Consider the following 18,590-nt stretch of genomic DNA (forward strand, 5'->3'; position numbering starts at 1 on the left):
CCAAGGCGCCACGGCGACGGCAACGCGCTACTGACGGACGACTTTAGTACAGGGGGCTATCACTGGAACGTATGAGCGAGGACGTTGACCTCCCTGAAAGCCACCCCCGCTACGAGTCGCTGCTGACCCGCCACCGGATCGAGGCGGGCGTCGACCGCGGCATCACCTCCCGACAGGGTCTCATCGCCCAGGGCCGCGGCGAGGCCTTCGACTACCTGCTCGGCGAGCGCACCATCGACAGCGCCGACGACGCCGAGCGCGCCGCCGCGGCACACCTCCTCTCCGCCGAGCACCCTGTCGTCTCGGTCAACGGCAACGCCGCCGCCCTCGTGCCCGGCGAACTCGTCGAACTGGCCGAGGTGACCGGCGCAGACCTCGAAGTGAACCTGTTCAACCGGACCGAGGAGCGCATCGAGGCCATCGCCAAGTACCTCCGCGAGCACGGGGCAACGGACGTGAAGGGGCTCACCGCTGACGGGCGCATCCCCGGACTCGACCACGAGCGCGCGAAGGTCGACGCCGACGGCATCGGCGCGGCGGACGTGGTGCTCGTCCCGCTGGAGGACGGTGACCGCGCCGAGGCGCTGGGTGAGATGGGGAAGACGGAACTGGTCATCGACCTCAATCCCCAGAGCCGCTCGGCGGAGGTGGCGACGGTGCCCATCATCGACAACATCATCCGCGCGATACCGACCATCACCGAGCACGCTCGGGACCTCCGTGGTGACCCGGACGCCCAGCGGGACGCCATCGAGACCTTCGACGCCGACAGCGCCTTGACTGCCGCCGAGCGGACGATTCGGGAGGGCGACCTCGAATGAGCCTGCCGCCGTACATCTACGCCGACCGGCGGATACCCGACGAGGAAACCGTCAGGGAAACCCTCGACCAGCGGACAATGACCGCCTTCGGCGATACCGAGCAACTCGAACGGCTCCACCGGGTGTTCTATCCGGTGTTCAAAGTCGACTACGAGTACGAGACCGGCGAGGGGAAGCTGTTCGGCACGACGACGAAGTCCGAGACGGCGTTTCTCGACGGTCTCTGGGCGGACAACGACCGGGCCGTCTCGCAGTACGTCGACGACACCGACGCGGTGGTCCGCCGGCCGACGGGCGATTACGACTTCGGCCGCAGCGACCCGGCGCTTGGCCGCTCTGTCTTGATGCAGTTCCAGGTCACCGACGACGACGCTCGGTCGCTGCTACCACAGCGCGTCGCGGAGTACCGCGAGCAGCGCCACGACAGTGCCGCGGGCGCGGCCAACGTCTTCCTCCGGAAGCTCCGTGATTCGTACGGGCTGCCCGGGGATTTCGATCCGGACGGCTTCGACGGCGTGACCGCCGTCGACCGCCTGTATCTCCCGTTCTGGCTGGCCGAGTACCACTCGCCGGATAGCTCGGACGTCAAGCTCGTCACGTTCCGGGACCCGGACGCCCCGACCGAGGACCTGAAACGCCACGGCTGGCTCGCGGAGTTCCTCAGCGCCGAGCCCCGCCGGCTGGCCGAGTACGGCTACGAGGTCAACCCCGACCGGCTGGAACGGAACATCCGAGAGCGGATCGAGCAGTCCGACGAATCCGGCCCGGCCGGGACAGGCGGCGATTCCGGCTCCGACAGCAACGACGGCGCGCCCTCGATAAACCGCGAGCGACCGTCGGACGACGGCTCGGTTGTCCAGCCCGACGGCGTCGACATGCAGGCCGACGGGCTAGTCGACCCGAACCCGTCCCGGAGCTTCGCCGACGTGGGCGGGATGTCCGAGCTTCTGGAGACGCTCAACCACAAGGTCGTCAGGCCCTTGCAGGACCCGAGTGCCTTCGAGGAGTACGGCATCGGCGTCGTCAACGGCGTCCTGCTGCACGGGCCGCCCGGCTGTGGGAAGACACACGTCGCGGGTGCGCTCGCGGGCGAAGTCGACCACGCCTTCATCGAGGTCACGCCTGCCGACGTGACCAGCAAGTACATGGGCGAACCCGCACAGAAGGTCGAGGAGCTGTTCCAGATCGCCCGCGCGAACGCGCCCTGTATCCTCTTCATCGACGAAATCGACGGCATCGCTGGCGCGCGTGACGGCGATAGCAACATGAACAGCAGCGAGCAGCAGTTGGTCAATCAGCTGCTCACCGAACTCGAAGGGATCGCCGACGAGGACGTGGTCGTGCTGGGCGCGACGAATCTCGTCGAGGACGTGGACGACGCCATCCGCCGCTCGGGGCGGTTCGACGAGCGCGTGGAGGTCCCGCCGCCGGACCCCGCGGCGCGAACGCAGATCCTGGAAATTCACCTCGCCGGCCGGCCGACGGCGGCCGACATCGACCTCGACCCCGTGGTCGAGGAGACGGCCGGCTTCGCGGCCAGCGACATCGAACTCCTCGCCGAGGACGCAGCCCGCAAGGCGTTACGGGCGGACGACGCAATCGGGACGGACCATCTCATGCAGGCCGCCACTGAAACCGACACCAGCATCCCGGACTGGGTCGACCCCGAGATGGTCGCCGAGAACGGCGTCGTCCAGCCCGACGGCGTCGACCTGCAGGCCAGTTCGCTCGTCGAAACCGACCCGGGTCGCGACTTCAGCGGCGTGGGCGGGATGGGCGAACTGAAGGACCGCCTCGAAGACACGGTCCTCGACCCGCTTGAGAACGCCGAGGAATACGAAGCGTACGGCATCGACGTGCTTTCCGGCCTGCTGCTGTACGGCCCGCCCGGCTGCGGGAAGACCCACCTCGCCGGCGCTCTCGCGGGAGAACTCGGCCACAGTTTCGTCGAAATCAGCCCCGCGGACGTGACCAGCAAGTGGATGGGCGAGCCGGCCCGCAACGTCGCCGAGGTGTTCGAGGTGGCCCGCGCGAACGCCCCCTGCGTGCTGTTCATCGACGAAATCGACGGTATCGCGGGTTCGCGGCGCGGCTCGATGAACACGAGCGAGCAGCAACTGGTCAACCAACTGCTCACCGAACTCGAAGGCGCGGCGGCCGACGACATCGTCGTGGTCGCGGCGACGAACTTCGTCGAGGACATCGACGCGGCGCTGCGGCGCTCGGGCCGCTTCGACGAGCGCGTGGAGGTGCCACCGCCGGACGCCGAGGCCCGCAAGCAGATTCTGGAGATCCACCTGCAGGACCGGCCTGTCGCCGGTGATATCGACTGGGACGCCATCATTGAGCCGACGGCTGGCTACGCCGCCAGCGACCTCGAGCTCGTCGCCGAGGACGCGGCGCGGCACGCCCTGCGAGACGGCTCGGAGATAACACAGGCGCATCTTGAAACCGCCGTCTGGGAAACGCATTCGAGCATCGCCGACTGGGACGACCGGGAGCGTTATCAGGGGGCTGAAGGGACCGCAGACCTTGGGCTCGGGTCCTGAGGCCGGGTCACTCCAGCTCCTCATCGAGCGCCGCAGCAACCCGCTCGGTGAAGGCCGGCGACTCGACGAGTGCGCCCGCGGCCTCGATGTCCTCGTGAATGGGTCGGTCCGCCGTCAGCTTCGGGACCACTGCACGGACGGCGTCGTAGGCCTCGGCCGACCCGACGCCCAGTTCGAGGGCGTCGTCGACGAAGTCGGCGGCTTGCGCCCCACAGCACAGCTCGACGCCGAGAATCGCGGCGGCGTTTCGGGCTGCGTTTCGGGCCAGATAGGCCGACTGCGCGCTCATGCTGACGTGGTCCTCCTGATTGCCACTGACGGGCGTGTTGTCCATCGAGGGCCGGCCGAAGGACCGACATTCGTTCAACAGTGCGGCAGCGGTGTACTGTGCGATCATGTAGCCCGAGCGGACGCCGCTTCGCTCGGTGAGAAACGGCGGGAGGTGTGGCTCCTGCAGATTCGGATTGAGCATTCTGTCGGTCCGGCGCTCCGAGATGGCCGCGAGTTCGGTGAGCGCGTTCGTCAGATAGTCGAGGCGCATGGCAAGCACCGCGCCGTGGAAGTTCCCGCCGGACAGCACGCCCGCGCTGTCGGAGCCGGAGGCCCGGTCCCCCACCGCCTCACGGGGGAACACCAGCGGATTATCGGTCGCGCTGTTGAGTTCCACCTCGACGGCCTCCCGGAGGTGGGCGACGGCGTCACGGACTGCGCCGTGGACCTGCGGCAGGCAGCGCATCGCATAGGCGTCCTGCACGCGGTCGCAGTTTCGGTGGGACTCGACCACGTCGGAGTCGGTCGTCAGCCGCCGGACGTTTCGCGCACTCGCGGCCTGACCTGTGTGGGGCCGAACGTCGGTGATGGCTTCGTGGGACGGCACCGTCGAGGAGAGGGTCACCTCCGTCGTGAGCGCGCCGGCGACGTCGGCTGCGGTGACCAGCCGTTCCGCGTCGGCGAGGAGTAGCGCGGCCACGCCGACGGTCAGTTGCGTCCCGTTGATGAGCGCCAACCCCTCCTTGGCCCGGAGCGTCACCGGTTCGAGGCCGGCCGCGTCGAGCGCCTCGTCGCCGGGGAGTCGGTCCCCCTCGAACTCGGCTTCCCCCTCGCCGATAAGTACCAGCGACATGTGGGCGAGCGGGGCGAGGTCGCCGCTCGCGCCGAGACTGCCCCGCGACGGGACGACTGGGTGGACGCCCGAATCGAGCATCGCTACCAGCAACTCGACGACGGATTCGCGGATGCCCGAATACCCCTTCGCCAGCGTGCTCGCCCGCGCGACCATCATCGCTCGGACTTCCTCGGTCGTCAACTCCCGGCCGACGGCGGCGGCGTGGCTCCGGAGGAGGTTCCGCTGGAGGTCGTCGAGGTCCTCGCGCGGGATGCGCTCGTCGACGAGGTCGCCGAAGCCAGTGGTGACGCCGTACACCGCCTCGCCGCTGTCCAGCACGCTCTCGACGCGCTCGCGGGACTCACGGATTCGTTCGCGGGCGGTTTCGGCAACCGTGACGGTCGCGCCGTTCCGGGCGACAGCGACCACCTCGGCGGGCGTGAGCGACTCGCCGTCGAGGACAACTTCGGCGGTCATGGTTGCATATCCCGGGCGTATGACTCATGCGTTGGGGTGCTGACGACCGAGCCGCCTTTCAGGACGGTGTCGACGACGTTGGTCCCGTACTGGTAGGGAATGTGGACGTGACTCGGCGCGGCAAGGACGGCGACGTCACCGGGTGCACCCTCACGGAGCGTCCCCAGCCCATCGGCCCTGTCCAGCGCGAGCGCGGCGTGTTTCGTTCCAGCGACCAGCGCTTCGGCCGGTGTCAGTCCCATCTCGACGCAGGCCAGCGACAGCGCAAAGCCCATGCTGTGACTGTGGCAGTTCGGATTGAAATCCGTCGCTACCGCGACAGACGCGCCCCGGTCGCGGAACGCCGTCGCGTCCGCGTACGCTGCGCCGAGGCCGAACGCCGTTCCGGGGAGCAACACCGGCGTCACGGCAGCGTCGACAAGCGCGTCGATGTCTTCGCCGGTCGCGTGCAGGAGGTGGTCGGCACTGGCCGCGCCCACGTCCGCCGCCAACTGCGTCCCGCCGATGTGAGCCAGTTCCTCGGCGTGGACCTTCGGCGTCAGCCCGGCGGCCGCGCCTGCTTCGAGGACCCGTCGGGACTGCGAGACCGAGAAGACCCCTTCCTCGCAGAACACGTCGCAGAACTCGGCGATACCCTGTGATTCGACAGCCGGAAGCTGCTCGTCGACGACCGCCGCGGTGTAGTCGTCGGCGTCCCACCCCTCGGGAACAGCGTGTGCGCCCATGAACGTCGGGACCACGTCGACGGGATGGATGTCGTCGGCGCTGTCGATAACCCGGAGCATCCGTAGCTCCGTCTCCGTGTCGAGTCCGTAGCCGGACTTCACCTCGACTGTCGTCGTCCCGTGAGCGAGCATGGTGTCGAGATGTGCCAGCAGGTTCGACAGCAGCGTTTCCTCGTCGGCTTCCCTGACCGCTCGGACCGTTCTGAGGATGCCGCCGCCTTCGGCGAGGATGTCCTGATAGGACTTCCCGCGCAGTTTGGCGGCGAACTCGTCCGAGCGGTCGCCGGCGAACAGCGCGTGGGTGTGGGGGTCGACGAAGCCCGGAACGACGGCCTGACCATCGGCGTCGACAGCGTGGTTGGCGTTCTCCGGCGGGTACTCGGCGGTTACGTCCGCCGTCGGACCGACAGCGGCGACCGTGCCGTCCACGATGGCGACTGCACCGTCCGCGTAGGTCTCCAGACCACGGTCGTCCGCCGCTGGGCCTGCGACGAGTTCAGCCGCGCCGTAGACCACCGCATCGAGGGCTGTCATCGGCTCCCTCCCAGGCCGCTGAGGAAGTGTGCGACGGCGCGGGCCCCGGCGCGGGCGGTCCGGTCCCCGGCGTCCAGTGGCGGCGCGCACTCGACCACCTCGAAGCCGGCGATACGGTCGTCGGACGCGATGCGGCCCAGCATCCCGAACAGTTCCCGCGTCGAGAGGCCGCCCGGCGTCGGCGCGCTCACGCCCGGCGCGGCTGCGGCGTCGAGCACGTCGAGGTCCAGACTCACGTAGACGGCGTCCACGTCGCCGAGCGCGTCGAGAGCGTCGTCCACCGCGCCGGCGGGGTCACCGGCCACCGACGCCGGCGGCAGGACTGTCCCGCCCTGCTCGGCGAGGTAGTCGTGGTACGCGGTCGAGGTTTCGAAGTGGCGCGCGCCGACGACGGCCAGCGCGTCGAGGCCCGCATCGTGGAGCTGCCGGTACGGCGTCCCGCTCGTCGGCTCGTCCCGAACGGCGCGGCAATCGAGGTGGGCGTCGAAGCTGACTGCGCCGACCGTTTCGTGAGCCAACAGCGGCGCGGCGTTCGGGAACGTCAGCGAGTTATCGCCACCGAGAAACACCGGCACTGCGCCCGTTGCGTGAATCTCGGCCGTCATCGAGCGGACAGCGCTCTGGACCCGTTCGACGCCGCCGGCCGGAATCTCGATGTCGCCGAGGTCGGCGACTGAGCGGACCGGTCCGCGTTCGATGTGGTGTGTCTTCGTTCCGCCGAGTTCGCGTCGGAGAGCCGCTGGGCCGGCACGCGCGCCCGGCCGTCCGATGACGGCCCCGTCGTACGGCTCGCCCACCAGCACCACGTCGTACTCGGCAGCGGTCGCGAGCGTGGCCGTCTCGACGACGTCACCGAACTGCTCGTCGTTCGGGTCGCCGGACGAGCCGGTCCACGGCGACGGGTCTGTCAGGTCGGTCATTGGTTGCGGTTGCGGTCACGCATCGGGACCGCGACATCGTTCTCGTCGGCCATCTCCTGTGCGATTTCGTAGCCGGCGTCGGCGTGGCGAATGACGCCCATCCCGGGATCGGTCGTGAACACGCGGCGGGCCTTCTCGGCCGCGAGGTCCGACCCGTCGAGGACGACGTGGTTGTTCGTGTGGAGGGAGTTGCCGATGCCGACGCCGCCGCCGTCGTGGACGCTGACGATGTCTGCGCCGGCGGCGCAGTTCAGCAGGGCGTTCAGAATCGGCCAGTCGGCGACGGCGTCAGTCCCGTCTTTCATCGCCTCCGTTTCGCGGTGTGGCGAGGCGACGCTCCCGGCATCTAGGTGGTCCCGCGTGACGACGATGGGTGCCGTAATCTCGCCGTCGGCGACGAGTTCGTTGATGCGGAGCGCGAGGCGGGCGCGCTCGGTCAGCCCGTCCTCGGTCGCGTACCCCAGCCAGCACACTCGCGAGGGAAGCCCCTGGAAGGATACCTGCTCCTGGGCGAGGTCTATCCAGCGATGGAGGTCGTCTTTCTCCGGGAACAGCTCCTTGACCGCGTCGTCTGTCCGGTGGATGTCCGCGGGATCGCCCGAGAGCGCGGCCCAGCGGAACGGCCCCTTGCCTTCACAGAACAGCGGGCGGATGTACGCGGGCACGAATCCCGGGAAGTCGAACGCGGTGTCGAGGTCGCGCTGGTCCTCGACCTGCCCGCGGATGTTGTTGCCGTACTCGAAAGCGATGGCACCCCTGTCCTGCAGTTCCAGAATGCCCTCGACGTGGCGCTCCATCGTATCGAGACTCTCCGCGACGTACGTTTCGGGGTCGCGCTCGCGGAGTCGGTCGGCTTCCTCGACAGTGTAGCCAGCGGGGTAGTACCCTTCGAGTTCGTCGTGAGCGCTCGTCTGGTCGGTCACTACATCGGGGACGAACCCCATGTCCAACATCTCCGCGAGCATGTCGGCGGCGTTCATGTGGACACCGACGCTGTAGGGCTCACCGTTCGCCGCGGCCGCCTGTGCGCGCTCGATGGCCGTCGCGAGGTCGTCGGTCTTCTCCTGACAGTACCCGGTTTCGATGCGCCGGTCGATACGGTCCTCGTCGACTTCGGCCGCGATGCAGACGCCGTGGTTCATCGTCACCGCGAGCGGTTGCGCACCGCCCATACCCCCGAGGCCGCCGGTGACGACAATCTTCCCGCAGAGCCCGTCGTTGTCCGGGTAGTGTTCCCGGGCGAGCGCGGCCAGCGTCTCGTAGGTCCCCTGGATGATGCCCTGCGTGCCGATGTAGGCCCACGAGCCGGCAGTCATCTGGCCGTACATGATCTGTCCCTTCGCTTCGAGTTCGTGAAAGTGCTCCCAGGTGTCCCACTTACCGACGAGGTTCGAGTTCGCGATGAGCACGCGCGGGGCTTTCTCGTGGGTCTTGAACCGGCCGACCGGCTTGCCGCTCTGGACGAGGAGGGTTTCGGTGTCGCCGAGTTCACGGAGTTCGTCGACGATAGTATCGTAGGCGTCCCACGACCGGGCCGCACGCCCGGTCCCGCCGTACACGACCAGCTCCTCCGGCTTCTCGGCGACTTCGGGGTCGAGGTTGTTGTTCAACATTCGGAGCGCGGCCTCCTGTCGCCACCCTTCACACTCGATGTCGGTGCCGGTGGGCGAACCCTGGTACTCGCGCCACTGTTCCGAGGGCGTCCCGACGTCGTGGTCGGTGTTTGGAGAAGACTGCTGTGCCATACCACACCATTAGTGGAGAACCGTGTTAGCAGGTCGTCACCGTTCGGAACTGTTTTTATATACCCTTGCGCACCGCTAGCTATGTACGAGGTACTGTTCCGCGTCTACGGCGACGGGGCCTACGAGGCGGCGACCGACGGGACCGGCACGCGCATCGAGCTGTGGTGTAACGACCACAGCGACCTTCTGCACGTTAGCGGCGGAGACGTCGGGGACGTCATCGAACAGGTCCGCACCACCGTCGGTATCGGTGAGCGGCTGGAAAACGGCGACGAGCAGGTGCTGGTCACTGAGGAGTGTCTGAAAGCACAGCTCGACAACAACGTCGAGCGCTTTCTGGCGAACGAGGGCTGTCTGCTCGTCCCGCCGCTGAAATACGCCAGCGGCGGCAAGCTCGTCCGGGCACTCGGTCTCAGCCCCGACGCACTGGCCAGGGTGTACCAGTCCCTGGCAGGACAGTTCGACGTTACCGTCGAGTCGAAACGTGAGATTACTTCCGTAACGCCGGACGCGCCGCTTTTGACCGTCGATGCTATGCTCCCCGATCTGTCGCCGCGGCAGCGTGAGGTGTTCCTGACGGCGTACGAGCAGGGGTACTACGAACTGCCCCGCGAGACGACGACAGCGGCTGTTGCGGAGCAGGTGGGCGTGGAGCGCCGAACCGCGGAGGACCACTTGCGGCGGGCGGAGAAGAAACTGGCTGAAGCGCTGGTCGAATACCTATAGGAGGCCCAGCGCGGCGAGAGCGTGAGTAATACCGGCGATGAGTGGCACGAGGAGCACCGTCCGCATGATGAACAACGCCACGAGGTCCCGAAACCGGATGGGGACGTCACTGAACATGTCCATCATCATCGGGCCGACGCTGGAGAAGAAGATGAGCTGAGAGACGGCCAGCACGCCGACGAAGAACTTTGCCTTCGTCGCGGTCTCGCTCACGAGCAGGACGGGAACGTACATCTCGGTGATACCGACGATGGTCGCCGGCGCAACGACCTCTGCGTTCGGGATTCCGAGCGCAGCGATGACCGGCGTCAGCGGGCGACCGAGGATGTCGAAGACTGGGGTGTGTGCCGAGAGCAGCGTCGCGGCGAGTCCAACAGCGAGGATGGTTCCCAGGATGAGACTGGTGAGTTTCAGGCCGTCGACGAAGCCCCGCTTGGCTGCCTGTGCGAACGTCTCGCCGTCCTTGGCCTTGCCGACGGCCTCGCTGACCGCCAGCCGGACGTAATCCGACGGCGTCCCGGAGAAGGCGAGTTCCGGGTCGGGTTCAGCGATGTACTCCTCGGGAATCCTGGAGATGGGCGGCACCCGGACCAGAATCACGCCGGTGACGACGACACAGAAGAAGTACGCCCCGAAGATGAGCGGGAACTTCGGGAGCATCTCGAGCGTGGCGGCGACGACGCCGACGAAGCCGATTGACACCGTCGAAAAGCACGTCGCGATGGTAAACACGTCGCGTTTGTGGTAGCCGCCGTCTTCGAAGACATTGCGGGTGACGTAGAGACCGACGCTGTAGGAGCCGACCCACGATGCGAGACTGTCCAGTGCGGCCCGTCCCGGGACCTTGAACAACGGGCGCATTATCGGTCTCGCAAGCGTTCCGACGAACTCCAGCCCGCCGAGTTCGACGAAGATCGTGATGAAGATGGCCCCGATGGGGATGATGACGCCGACGCTGTACACCAGCGTTCCCCACATCAGCCCGCCGGTGCTGGGTGTGTGGAGCCACTCGGGACCGAGCTTGAAGAACATCACCGGCGCGACGAGCACGCCGGCGACTCGGAGCGCCCAGAAGACTCCAGAGGTTTCGAAGTAGGACAGATTGTACCCCGCGACCTCGCCGTCACCGGTCATCGCGAGCGTCGTCAGTATCCCGCCGGCGAGGATGATGCCCAGCGAGTAGACGCCGACGACGTCCGGGAACGCCCCGGTTATGTTGCTGACGACGATGTCGAACGGGACTGTTACCTCGCCCTGGTACGGGACCGGCAGAAGAAAGAACACCCCACCGATGAGAAACGCGATCAGGAACTTCAGGACCGGCCGCGTTTCGTATTCGTGCAGGTCGATATCGTCGATGTCTCTTGCCGCCGGTTCAGTGTCGACCGTGTACGTGCTGCCTGTTTCGGTAGACATTAGCACACAATACTCTCATTTGATAGTTAGTCCTGAAACCACCGTGTGGAACCATTTTTATTAGTGCTTCCACGCCAGCGGCCGTGCGCGAGATTCAGCAAACAGACGAGGCCATCAGAACGACTATGTACCACCAAAGAATATCACTAGGTGGTATGAGCGATTCCGATTCATTCGAACAGTTCAGCGACGTCGGCGAAGCAGAGGTCACACGCGCAATCGGGCAGGAATGGACCGAGGAGTTCATGGACTTCTCGGACTCGGATGTTATCATCGTCGGCGGCGGCCCGTCGGGACTGATGGCCGCGAAGGAACTCGCCGAGCGCGGCGTGCAGGTGATGGTCGTCGAGAAGAACAACTACCTCGGCGGCGGCTTCTGGCTCGGCGGCTTCCTGATGAACAAGGTCACCGTTCGGGACCCGGCCCAGCAAGTGCTTGACGAACTCGACGTCGACCACAAGCAGTCCAAGGACAGCGAGGGCCTCTACGTCGCCAACGGGCCCGAAGCGTGTTCCGGCCTCATCAAGGCCGCCTGCGACGCCGGCGCGAAGATGCAGAACATGACGGAGTTCACCGACATCGTCATCCGCGAGGACCACCGCGTCGGTGGCATCGTCATGAACTGGACGCCGGTCCACGCGCTGCCACGGGAAATCACCTGCGTCGACCCCATCGCGGTCGAGGCCGACCTCGTCATCGACGCGACGGGCCACGACGCGATGGCGGTCAAGAAACTCGATGAGCGCGGCGTCCTCAACGCGCCGGGCCTCGAAGACGAAGCCAGCGGGATGGACCAGACCGACGACGACACCTACGGCGCACCCGGCCACGACTCGCCCGGCCACGACTCTATGTGGGTCGGCGAGAGCGAGGACGCCGTCGTCGAACACACCGGCCTCGCCCACGACGGCCTCGTCGTCACCGGTATGGCGACCGCGACCACCTACGGCCTCCCGCGTATGGGGCCGACGTTCGGGGCCATGCTCGTCTCCGGCAAGCGCGCCGCGCAGGTCGCGCTGGACGAGCTGGAAGTCGACGCCGAACCGGTCGATGTCACGAGCCGCGACGCCGCATCCCCTGCTGACGACTGAAACCCTCCCACGCCCCGGTTTTTAACCGACTACCTTTCGGCCGCTTAGCTGACCATTCAGGCCGAAATATCTCACTGAAGAAAACAATTAAACAATAGTGGTGCAGAGATGTTAGTGATTGACAACCAATGTCTGAAGAGATGCAACGGAGCGACAACCACAGGGCTGACGAGTCAGTCGACAGCGAAATCGGGGTCCAACTCTGGAGTCGGCGGCCGGTCTGTGGCCCTCGAACGACAGCCATCGACCGGTTCACGGAACTCGCCACGACCGGAGTTATCGAGGATTTCGATGTCCAGACGTGGCCCGAGGAAATTCCGGTCTCACAGCGGAGCGAGCACGGGGAGGTGCTGGCGACTGTCGACCGGTACGAGCAGTGGGCGAGCGAACGGGGACTGAGTCTCCGACCGCCGTTCGAGACGCGAACGTCGTCGCTACTGGTCGGCGGGAGCACGGAGGTGTTGCGGCTACCGATGCTGGCCGTCGCAGTGTACGCGGACGACGAGCTGGTCGGCGTGTATCCGTGTACAGACGGGGAGACGACGTGGTCCGTCACCGATTGCATCGACGCGCTCACTGCGGACCCGACGACGCTCCCGCACGAACCGGAACAGTGACTCTCCACACGAACGGCTCGGTCTGTCCGCCGGCGGCGTCCTCTATAGCACTGAACTGTGGTTGACGTTTCCAGCCGAGAGCACCACGCTAAGCAGCCTGCTCTGATTCTCCACTCCGACGGCTCATCTCTCGTGGGAGTTCCCCGAGACGTAAATGGTATTACTTACCGATACCACTGGCTAATACAATGGAGTCCGTCACGCTGTACCGCGCTCCGACGACGGTCGCCGACGCCGACGCCATCGCCGACTGGCTCGATGCGCGGGTCGACGCCACCGTCTCAGTCCGGGACCGGTTTCTCTCGCTACACGGCGACTCGGAACTGGCGGAGTCGTTCGCGCGGGCGCGGGTGCTCTCGCCGTACGACCGCGAGACTGGGAACACGATGCTGGGGATCGTTCGCTACGAAGAGCGAGCACTGGAATCACCCGAGCGGGCCGGCGGCGTCATCTACGACGGGCTGGCTGTCCAGCGAGCGCTCCACGAGCGAATCCCCGAGCACGAGCGGTCACTGGAGCATCTTCACGTCCCGCTGCTGGACCGCGTCGTCGGGACCTGGGGTGACCACGACGGCCGCTGGCACAAGCGCGTGACCGTCCTGGGCCAGCCCGCTATCGTCTCCGTGCCGGGGCTGTACGAGGCCCCTGCAAAGCCCGAACAGTACTACAAGGAACAGCAGAAACACGCCCTGTTCGGGGGTGGCGCACCGCCCCGAGAAGTGCTCGAAAACGAAGTCGAGGGCGAGTTCCTCGTCGAGGACGACCCGCGGACGACCGACGCTATCAAGGGGTACGTTCTGCAGGCGTACCACTACCTCGACACGGGCGAAGCATTCTGTGAGGAGGAGACCTGCCGGCTCCACAATCCCCACCGCCAGCCCGGCGTCGTCACCGCGCAGCTGCGTGAACCCGAGTTCTGTCCCCGCCACGCCGAGCGCTATCGGCGCTAGACCGTCGGACCGAAGTCGTCCATGACGGCGCGGACGAGTTTCGCCTCGGCGCGCTGGAGGTGGTCGCTGACCGTCGCGGGGGCACACCCCAGCTCGGCGGCCACGTCCTCGTGAGTCGCACCGCGAGGCCGGTCGTAATAACCCAGGGCGAGGGCCGTCCTCACGGCCTCGCGCTGACGCTCGCTGAGTCTGGACGACGGCCGCGCCAGTCCGTCGCTGACGGCGCTGATGCTGTCCAGCCGGACGTCGATGGGCGCTGGCGCGTCGTCGAGGGCATCCTGCAGCGGCCCCGCTTCGCCGACCACGCGACAGGAGACCGTGCCGTCGCGATAGATGAGCGGCTTGAGGACGACGATACCGAGCCGAGTGCTGGCGTCGTGTATCGCGTCGAACATTGGCATCGACAGCGGCCGATTCTCGACGAGTGCGTACGTCCGTCGCCGCTTGGCCCCCGAGAGCGTCACCGATTCGACGCCGGGCGTCGAGGGCGCGTGGTCGACGAACCGGGTCGCGTCACCATCGATGGCGAACAGCACGGTATCACACCCTTCGGGGGTGCGGTTCCAGTCGACGATGCGCGACTCCTCGATTTCGGGGTCGTTCGCCAGCAGGTCGAAGAACTCCGGCGCGTAGTCGGGCGGTATGCGAGCGGTGACCCGGAGGTGTTTCATGTCCGATGTGTGCCGGAACCGCCACATAAACCCACCTCTCATACGTCACAGAACGCTCTCGGTACCGGCGAGCGACCACTCTGACGGCGATGACGAAACCGAAACAGCGACGTGTCGCGAACGCTCCCGACCGGTCGGCTGCCGCTTCGACGGCGGCGATACGCGTCGACGGCCTGCGCGTCACCTACGCGGACGGAACGACGGCCGTCCGGGACGTGTCGCTCACCGTCCCTCGTGGCGAGTTCTTCGGGTTCCTCGGGCCGAACGGTGCTGGCAAGACGACCGCCGTAAAGGTGTTGGCGACGCTGCTGGAACCGACCGAGGGCGAAGTCGTCGTCAACGGTCACGACGCGACCGCGGCGCAGACGGCGGTCAGGGAGACCATCGGATACATGGCACAGGACGTGAGTGTCGACGCGGAACTGACCGCGCGAGAGAACGTCGCGTTCGCCTGCGAGGCCTACGGCGTCCCGCGCGGTCGGCGAGCAGAGCGAATCGAGGAACTGCTCGAACTCGCGGACCTCGGTGATGTCGCCGACACACCCGCTGAACGGTTCTCCGGCGGGATGAAGAAGCGACTGGACGCCGTGACGGCCCTCGTCCACGACCCGGACCTCGTCTTCCTCGACGAACCGACGACGGGGATGGACCCGAAGGCGCGAAACCGCCTGTGGGACCACTTCCGCCGGCTCAACGAGACGGGGACCACGATATTCCTCACGACCCAGTATCTCGAAGAAGCCGACGCGCTCTGTGACCGCGTCGCGGTCCTCCGGGACGGCCGCATCGCCGCGACGGGGTCGCCCGCCGAACTGAAGCGCCGCGTCGGCGGTCAGATCCTCGAAGTCGACGTGGACGGCGGCCGTGAGACCGCCGAAACGGCGGCCGACGTGGCCCGTGAGGGAACGCGCTTCGGTCCGGACGCGACGGTCGAAACCGTCGACGACACGGTTCGGGTGACGACGACGGACGCCGCCGAGCGCGGCACGGACTACCTGCTTGCGCTCCGCGAGGCGGGCGTTGCCGTGACCGGGTTCGACGTGGACGAACCGACGCTCGACGACGTTTTCTTCGCCATCGCAGACGGGCGAACCGATGGCTTCACCGCTGGGGACGACGGCGAAACCGGGCCGGGGCCGTCCGGAGGGACACGATGAGTTCCGCGGGCGTCGACGCCGGCCCGTCGCGGTCGGCCGGAAACTCCCTTGTCGGAGACATCTGGGTCAATTTCAAGCGGTGGACCCGGAAGGCGATTCGGAATCCGACCGTCGTCTTTCTCGAACTCTTCATGGCGGTGTTCTCCCTGCTGATGTTCACGGCCGTCTTCGGCGACGTCGGCACTCTCGCTATCGAACGGGCCGGATTCGAGGGCGTCGGCTACCTCCCCTTCGTCCTCCCCGCGGCCGTCGTCCCGGTGTCGATGTCGTCGTCGCTCTCCTCCGGCCTCGGACTGGTCGAGGACCTCCAGTCGGGGATGTTCGAGAAGGTGACCGTCTCGCCGATGCGCTGGACCGCCGTCTTCGCCGGCAAGGCCGCCGCCGAACTGTTCCGCCTCGTCTGTTACGTGTTCGTCATCTTCGGCCTCGGACTGGCGATGGGTGCCACCGTCGCGACCGGACTCGTGGGGCTGTTCGGCATCGCCCTCGTCTGTGTCCTCTTCGCGCTCTGGTACATGGCGCTCTCGAACGCCGTCGCGGTGGCGACCCGGGACGAGGAGACGCTCGACGCGGTCGGGAACCTCCTGCTGTTCCCGCTACTGTTCCTCTCCTCGGCGTTTCTCCCCGCGTCCTCGCTGCCAGAGTCGGTGCAGGTGGTCGCCACGGTCAATCCGGTCACCTATGGCGTCGACGCGATTCGAGCGCTGGTCCTCGGTCGGGACGTGCTGACAGTCGTCGAGGTGACGGCGTTCGGCGGCGTCTACGACACCCTCGTGCCGGCGCTCGCGGTTCTCTGTGCGCTCGATGTCGTCTTCGGTGCCGTCTCCGTCTGGCTCATGGGCCGTGCGACGGGGTCCGAGGTGGCGTGACCGGGCCGCCCTGCCCCCTCTCCGCCCGCCGAATCCGCTGGAAGCGTTTCGGCCCTCCCGGTGCCCGCCGGAACCCGCGTGCGCTACGCGACGGTCCCGCTGAGCAGGCCGACGAACCCGCCGGCCATCGTCTCGTAGCGGCGCGCAACCGTCCGCTCGGTGAGTCGTTCGCGGGCCGCCCGCACCCGTCGCTCGAACGCGCTGACGTGTGACTGTCTGGACAGGCGCGTTCCCGGCGCGGAGAGGCGGACGAACCCCTCGAACGCGAGGTTCAACGGTGCGGCGAGAGCGCTGGGGCTTCGCTGGAAGTTCAGCAGGGCGACACGGCCGCCCGGGCCAACGCTGTCACACCACGCGTCGACGGCCGAAGCGGGGTCTTCGAAGATACCGGCAACGAATGTCGCCAGGACGGCATCCGCCGCTCGAACTGGCGGGCGGGCGGCGTCGGCCTGCACGTAATGAACGGTCTCGCCGGTTCTCGCGGGCCGTTCGCGTGCGCGGTCGAGCATCGCTCGGGTCACATCGATGCCGACGATCCGACCCGTCGGCCCGACCCGCTCGCGGAGGACCGGCACGTTCGCCCCGGTCCCACAGCCCATTTCGACGACGGTATCGCCGGGTGCGAGCGCCAGCGAGTCCGCTCCCCGGTCGCGCCAGGACGCCACGCCGGGGGCATTCGCTACCCAGTCGTACACTCGCGCCCACCGGCCGTAGAAGGACTGCGCGTCTGTCACAGGATTTCGCGTGCCGTTTCAGCGACCGACACAGCGTCGTCCCCGAGCAGGTACACCACCGGCTCGATACCCATCGCGCCGGTGTGATACAGCACGTCGGCCCCCGGGTCGTCAGCCAGCGCGGCCGCGACGGCCGGTTCGACGCTCTCCTCGGCGTCGAACTCGACCACGGTCCGGCCCGAATCTCGCAGTGCAGCTACGACGCCGTCGTCGTACCGGACGTTCAACACCGCGCGGGCGTCGCTGCCGGCGGCCCGCGCCGCCAGCAACAGCGTCGCGACGTGCTCGCTGACGCCGAACTCCGGGTCCGCCGGAATCGTTGCCCGTCCCTTCACGTCGAGAATCCGTCCCGGGACAGCGGCCACGTCCTCGATGCTGTCGGCCTCGGGGAGACACTGGACGAGATTCGACCCGACCGCCGGGATGAGCGTCGCGAACCCGCTGGTGTTTTCCAGCACGCTGAGCCCCCGCCGCACCGACGCGAGCGTCCGCTCGGCCGACCGCAGCTGCGAGTCCGGGTCGTGGACGGCGAACTCGTCGTCGTAGTCGCCCAGTTCCGGAACGGCCTCCTCGTGTAACTGCGCGAGGACGCCGCCCTGTTCGAGTTCGCGGATGAACACCTCTGTTTCGACCAGCGCCTGAACGGAGCTCATATCCCCGTCGGCCAGCCCGTCAGCCAGTCGCTCGACGAGTTCCTCCAGCCCGCGATGGGCCAGCAAGTCCTCCTGACGCGCTACGTCGCCGTGGACGTACTTCGACACCGCGCTCTGGCTGATGCCCAGCAGGTCGGCGACTTCGGACTGTGTCAGTCCGCGCTCTCTGAGGGCGTCGGCCAGCAGCGAGCGAAACGTCGGCAGGAAGTCGTCGACGACGATTTCCTCGATGAATCGCACTATTGGTCGCCTCCGAATTCTCTATCTCCCTGTATCTTGCTCGCCTGCGGCCCGGACTGGCCCTGGTACTTCGAGCCGCGCTCGGCTCCGTACGGCCGGTCGGCGGGCGTCTTGAGTTCGGTGAAAGTGAGCTGTGAGATCCGCATTCCGGGCGTGAGCGCTACGGGCGCGGTGCCGAGGTTCGACAGTTCCAGCGTGATTTGACCCTCGTAGCCGGGGTCACACAGGCCGGCCGTTGCGTGTACCACAATCGCAAGTCGGCCCAGCGAGGAGCGCCCTTCGACGTGGGCGATGAGGTCGTCGGGGATGGCGACGCGCTCGTGGGTCGTCCCCAGCACGAAGTCGCCGGGATGGAGGATGAACTCCTCGTCTTCTTCGACGACAGTCTCCTCGACGTAGTCGGCGACTTCGTCCTCGGAGTTCGGGTGGATACAGGGGATGTTGGCGTGCTGGAACTCCAGGAACTCCCGGCCGAGACGGAGGTCGACGCTGGCCGGCTGGATCTGGATGTCCGGGTCGTCGAGCGGTTCGACGACGAGGTCACCCTGCTCCAGCCGCCGGAGAATATCCGCATCTGAGAGTATCATGAG

17 protein-coding genes are annotated in these 18,590 nt (G+C 67.1%); 8 read left to right on the top strand and 9 right to left on the bottom strand.

The genetic code is table 11. The features are described 5' to 3' along the window. The first annotated feature begins 71 nt into the window (after positions 1 to 71). A complete protein-coding gene (locus tag C442_RS16625) occupies positions 72 to 821 on the top strand; it encodes a 4-phosphopantoate--beta-alanine ligase (protein ID WP_008312502.1) in 750 nt (249 codons plus the stop codon). Continuing rightward, positions 818 to 3,370 (top strand): AAA family ATPase, encoded by a 2,553-nt coding sequence (locus tag C442_RS16630; protein ID WP_008312503.1) that lies wholly within the window; start codon positions 818 to 820, stop codon positions 3,368 to 3,370. Before C442_RS16625 ends, C442_RS16630 begins: the two co-directional genes overlap by 4 nt. Positions 3,371 to 3,377: 7 nt before the next feature. Here C442_RS16630 and hutH read toward each other — a convergent pair whose 3' ends face one another. Genes hutH through hutU form a run of 4 tightly spaced genes read right to left on the bottom strand, consistent with a single transcriptional unit; the run spans position 3,378 to position 8,876 of the window. After that, on the bottom strand, positions 3,378 to 4,952 hold the full coding sequence (gene hutH, locus C442_RS16635; RefSeq protein WP_008312505.1) for a histidine ammonia-lyase: 1,575 nt from the start codon (positions 4,950 to 4,952) through the stop codon (positions 3,378 to 3,380). Then, positions 4,949 to 6,211 carry an imidazolonepropionase gene (hutI, locus tag C442_RS16640; protein ID WP_008312507.1) on the bottom strand — a complete coding sequence of 421 codons (1,263 nt, stop codon included), beginning with the start codon at positions 6,209 to 6,211 and terminating at the stop codon, positions 4,949 to 4,951. Before hutI ends, hutH begins: the two co-directional genes overlap by 4 nt. After that, positions 6,208 to 7,131, bottom strand: coding sequence for a formimidoylglutamase (hutG, locus tag C442_RS16645; RefSeq protein WP_008312510.1), 924 nt, complete (start codon positions 7,129 to 7,131; stop codon positions 6,208 to 6,210). Before hutG ends, hutI begins: the two co-directional genes overlap by 4 nt. After that, positions 7,128 to 8,876, bottom strand: a complete 1,749-nt coding sequence (gene hutU, locus C442_RS16650; RefSeq protein WP_008312512.1) for a urocanate hydratase — start codon at positions 8,874 to 8,876, stop codon at positions 7,128 to 7,130. The genes hutG and hutU overlap by 4 nt, the downstream gene beginning before the upstream one ends. A gap of 81 nt (positions 8,877 to 8,957) precedes the next feature. Between hutU and C442_RS16655 the strand changes: the two genes are divergently transcribed. After that, complete coding sequence (locus tag C442_RS16655; protein ID WP_008312514.1) at positions 8,958 to 9,602, top strand: helix-turn-helix domain-containing protein; 645 nt, start codon at positions 8,958 to 8,960, stop codon at positions 9,600 to 9,602. Here C442_RS16655 and C442_RS16660 read toward each other — a convergent pair. Further along, the gene (locus C442_RS16660; protein WP_008312516.1) at positions 9,597 to 11,018 is read right to left on the bottom strand and encodes a YjiH family protein; all 1,422 of its coding nucleotides are present in this window, start codon (positions 11,016 to 11,018) and stop codon (positions 9,597 to 9,599) included. The genes C442_RS16655 and C442_RS16660 overlap by 6 nt on opposite strands. Before the next feature lie 155 nt (positions 11,019 to 11,173). Between C442_RS16660 and C442_RS16665 the strand changes: the two genes are divergently transcribed. From C442_RS16665 to C442_RS16675, 3 genes are all read left to right on the top strand, one after another. Beyond that, entirely contained in the window at positions 11,174 to 12,109 is a 936-nt protein-coding gene (locus C442_RS16665) for a sulfide-dependent adenosine diphosphate thiazole synthase (protein WP_008312519.1), read from the top strand. 128 nt (positions 12,110 to 12,237) lie between these two features. Then, positions 12,238 to 12,726, top strand: a complete 489-nt coding sequence (locus tag C442_RS16670; RefSeq protein WP_008312521.1) for an HTH domain-containing protein — start codon at positions 12,238 to 12,240, stop codon at positions 12,724 to 12,726. Positions 12,727 to 12,914: 188 nt separating this feature from the next. Then, the gene (locus C442_RS16675) at positions 12,915 to 13,676 is read left to right on the top strand and encodes a DUF7001 family protein (protein ID WP_008312524.1); all 762 of its coding nucleotides are present in this window, start codon (positions 12,915 to 12,917) and stop codon (positions 13,674 to 13,676) included. Here C442_RS16675 and C442_RS16680 read toward each other — a convergent pair. Next, positions 13,673 to 14,347, bottom strand: a complete 675-nt coding sequence (locus C442_RS16680) for a helix-turn-helix domain-containing protein (RefSeq protein ID WP_239642329.1) — start codon at positions 14,345 to 14,347, stop codon at positions 13,673 to 13,675. The two genes, C442_RS16675 and C442_RS16680, sit on opposite strands and share 4 nt — an antisense overlap. 89 nt (positions 14,348 to 14,436) lie before the next feature. Here C442_RS16680 and C442_RS16685 point away from each other — a divergent pair, with 89 nt between their 5' ends. Both C442_RS16685 and C442_RS16690 read left to right on the top strand, forming a co-directional pair. Beyond that, positions 14,437 to 15,504 (top strand): ABC transporter ATP-binding protein, encoded by a 1,068-nt coding sequence (locus C442_RS16685; protein WP_008312528.1) that lies wholly within the window; start codon positions 14,437 to 14,439, stop codon positions 15,502 to 15,504. Continuing rightward, entirely contained in the window at positions 15,501 to 16,373 is an 873-nt protein-coding gene (locus tag C442_RS16690; RefSeq protein ID WP_008312530.1) for an ABC transporter permease, read from the top strand. The genes C442_RS16685 and C442_RS16690 overlap by 4 nt, the downstream gene beginning before the upstream one ends. Before the next feature lie 83 nt (positions 16,374 to 16,456). On the opposite strand, the gene C442_RS16695 is transcribed toward C442_RS16690, so the two are convergent. Genes C442_RS16695 through dcd form a run of 3 tightly spaced genes read right to left on the bottom strand, consistent with a single transcriptional unit; the run spans position 16,457 to position 18,587 of the window. Continuing rightward, entirely contained in the window at positions 16,457 to 17,107 is a 651-nt protein-coding gene (locus C442_RS16695; RefSeq protein ID WP_008312532.1) for a class I SAM-dependent methyltransferase, read from the bottom strand. Continuing rightward, entirely contained in the window at positions 17,104 to 18,000 is an 897-nt protein-coding gene (locus C442_RS16700; RefSeq protein WP_008312534.1) for a thiamine-phosphate synthase family protein, read from the bottom strand. Before C442_RS16700 ends, C442_RS16695 begins: the two co-directional genes overlap by 4 nt. Continuing rightward, on the bottom strand, positions 18,000 to 18,587 hold the full coding sequence (dcd, locus tag C442_RS16705) for a dCTP deaminase (RefSeq protein WP_008312536.1): 588 nt from the start codon (positions 18,585 to 18,587) through the stop codon (positions 18,000 to 18,002). The genes C442_RS16700 and dcd overlap by 1 nt, the downstream gene beginning before the upstream one ends. Positions 18,588 to 18,590: the final 3 nt, after the last annotated feature.

Source organism: Haloarcula amylolytica JCM 13557 (genome assembly GCF_000336615.1).
GTDB lineage: Archaea > Halobacteriota > Halobacteria > Halobacteriales > Haloarculaceae > Haloarcula > Haloarcula amylolytica.

Excerpts from the sequence above, each read along its gene's own strand:
- C442_RS16625 (WP_008312502.1), top strand. The coding sequence starts at position 72 with ATGAGCGAGGACGTTGACCTCCCTGAAAGCCACCCCCGCTACGAGTCG.
- C442_RS16630 (WP_008312503.1), top strand. The coding sequence starts at position 818 with ATGAGCCTGCCGCCGTACATCTACGCCGACCGGCGGATACCCGACGAG.
- hutH (WP_008312505.1), bottom strand. The coding sequence starts at position 4,952 with ATGACCGCCGAAGTTGTCCTCGACGGCGAGTCGCTCACGCCCGCCGAG.
- hutI (WP_008312507.1), bottom strand. The coding sequence starts at position 6,211 with ATGACAGCCCTCGATGCGGTGGTCTACGGCGCGGCTGAACTCGTCGCA.
- hutG (WP_008312510.1), bottom strand. The coding sequence starts at position 7,131 with ATGACCGACCTGACAGACCCGTCGCCGTGGACCGGCTCGTCCGGCGAC.
- hutU (WP_008312512.1), bottom strand. The coding sequence starts at position 8,876 with ATGGCACAGCAGTCTTCTCCAAACACCGACCACGACGTCGGGACGCCC.
- C442_RS16655 (WP_008312514.1), top strand. The coding sequence starts at position 8,958 with ATGTACGAGGTACTGTTCCGCGTCTACGGCGACGGGGCCTACGAGGCG.
- C442_RS16660 (WP_008312516.1), bottom strand. The coding sequence starts at position 11,018 with ATGTCTACCGAAACAGGCAGCACGTACACGGTCGACACTGAACCGGCG.
- C442_RS16665 (WP_008312519.1), top strand. The coding sequence starts at position 11,174 with ATGAGCGATTCCGATTCATTCGAACAGTTCAGCGACGTCGGCGAAGCA.
- C442_RS16670 (WP_008312521.1), top strand. The coding sequence starts at position 12,238 with ATGTCTGAAGAGATGCAACGGAGCGACAACCACAGGGCTGACGAGTCA.
- C442_RS16675 (WP_008312524.1), top strand. The coding sequence starts at position 12,915 with ATGGAGTCCGTCACGCTGTACCGCGCTCCGACGACGGTCGCCGACGCC.
- C442_RS16680 (WP_239642329.1), bottom strand. The coding sequence starts at position 14,347 with ATGAAACACCTCCGGGTCACCGCTCGCATACCGCCCGACTACGCGCCG.
- C442_RS16685 (WP_008312528.1), top strand. The coding sequence starts at position 14,437 with ATGACGAAACCGAAACAGCGACGTGTCGCGAACGCTCCCGACCGGTCG.
- C442_RS16690 (WP_008312530.1), top strand. The coding sequence starts at position 15,501 with ATGAGTTCCGCGGGCGTCGACGCCGGCCCGTCGCGGTCGGCCGGAAAC.
- dcd (WP_008312536.1), bottom strand. The coding sequence starts at position 18,587 with ATGATACTCTCAGATGCGGATATTCTCCGGCGGCTGGAGCAGGGTGAC.